The 1877-nt window shown below is 70.8% G+C and carries 2 protein-coding genes; both read left to right on the top strand.

The features are described from left to right. A partial coding sequence (locus tag ABZ281_RS47905; RefSeq protein ID WP_356664978.1) for a fatty acid desaturase occupies positions 1–677 on the top strand: 677 nt, incomplete at its 5' end. A gap of 103 nt (positions 678–780) precedes the next feature. Continuing rightward, the coding region (locus tag ABZ281_RS47900; RefSeq protein ID WP_356664976.1) for an inosamine-phosphate amidinotransferase 1 at positions 781–1877 on the top strand (1097 nt) is incomplete at its 3' end.

The following is a 1877-nucleotide window of genomic DNA, read 5'->3' as shown; positions in this document are numbered from 1 at the left end:
ACGTGCACCACGCCAAGCTCGGCTCCGACGACGATCCGATGTTCCAGTCCTACCGCGCGGGCAACATCCGTGCCGCCGGCCGGGCGCCCAGCCGGCGCGCGTTCGTCCTTCGGGTCATCGTGCGCAACGCCGTGTGGCGCCTGCCGAAGACCGCCGTGCTGACCCTGGTCACCCGTGCGCCGGGGGAGGCGTGGCGGGCACTGGCCGCCCGTGCCCTGATCTGGGCGGGCGTGGTCGCCGCACTGTGGCCCGTGGGCGGCGTGCCGTATCTCCTGCTCTACTGGCTGCTCCCGCTGGTACTGGTACGGCCCGTCGTCACCTGGATCACTGATCTGGGCAACCATGCCGGGCTGATCGAGAACGACGACATCCTCCTGCAGACCCGCGGCTGGAGCTCGCACTGGCTCACCCGGCACCTGCTCGGCGGCCACCTCGACGACATGTACCACCCCGTCCACCACTGGTGCCCGCAGATCCCCTGGCGGCGCCTGCCCGAGGCCCGCGCCCTGGCCTCGGCTCACCTGCCGCGGTGGAGCGAAGTGCCCTGGTGCTCCGGCTACTTCTTCCGCCGGCGCTCCACCCCCGACCAGCCGTGCGTGATCGAGGACATCATCGCCCGGCTGAACCCTGTTCCCAGCGACGCCTGCGCCCCGCCCCGGCACGCCCCGGCCGCCTGACACATCCCGCACCCGCCCACCGACCCCGCACGGCACCGACCTCCAGGGCGCAGCCGCGTCAGGACAGGGGCGCCGTCGCCCGCCGCTGAGGAGGCGGCCCACCATGCCCCAGCCCACCTCCGCACCTCCGCTGGCCTTGAACAGCTACGACGAGTTCACCCGGCTCGACGAAGTCGTCGTCGGGCGCGCCGAGCACTACACCCACCATCACACCGACACGTCGTGGCGGTTGTTCTTCTACGACAACGTCGCCCCCGTCCTCACCCAGCACGCCACCGCGTCGGGGGAGGAGCTCCTGCCGATCCCCGCACAGCTGGTGGACGAACTCAACGAGGACATCGGCGGCCTGGCCGAGGCCCTGACCGGGTGCGGCGTCAACGTCCTGCGGCCCGCGGCCCCGGGCAAGGACGTCGACATCCGCTCCCCTCACTGGGACGCCCGGGCCACCCCGCCCCTCAACGTCCGCGACCAGACCATCATCCTCGGCGACACCATCGTGGAGACCGCGCCCCACGTACGCGCACGGGCCTTCGAGAACGACCTGCTCAAGCCGGTCTTCTACCGCTACTACGAGGACGACCGCGCGAACTGGCTGTCCATGCCCCGGCCCGCCCTGGCCCGCGACTCCTTGGACACCAGCTACTTCACCCGCCAGGGCTTGGATGTCGCCCGCGCCACCGACAACGAGATGGCCGGCCCCATCGAGGGCCTGGGCCTGGAGATGGTCTTCGACGGCGCGCAGTGCATGCGCCTGGGCCGCGACGTCCTGGTCAACGTCGCCAACCACAACCACGAGCTCGCCCTGCGCTGGCTCCGGAGCAACCTGCGCGACCTGCGGTTCCATCGCCTGGACGCCATGGCCGACAACCACATCGACAGCGTCCTGGTCCCGCTGCGCCCCGGCCTGATGCTGCTGCGCTCCCCGGCCTACCTGAAGTTCCTGCCCGAGGCCATGCAGTCCTGGGACGTGGTCTACGCCCCCGAGACCGACGACGGCAACTTCCCGGACTACAGCGACCTCGGCTTCGTCATCCCCATCGGCAGCCGGTACATGGACATCAACCTCCTGTCCGTCGACGAGAACACCGTCGTCGTCAACTCGCTCTACCCGGAGCCACCGAGCCGAAGGTGTGGTTCGCGGGCTCCACCGGCATCCTCGCCCAGCGCGTCGGCCCCATCGTCGTCTCCTCGACGATGGGC

Source organism: Streptomyces sp. NPDC006265, assembly GCF_040613555.1.
Taxonomy (GTDB): domain Bacteria; phylum Actinomycetota; class Actinomycetes; order Streptomycetales; family Streptomycetaceae; genus Streptomyces.
Note: the sequence above shows the minus strand (reverse complement) of the source record. Positions and strands in the feature narration are given on the sequence as shown.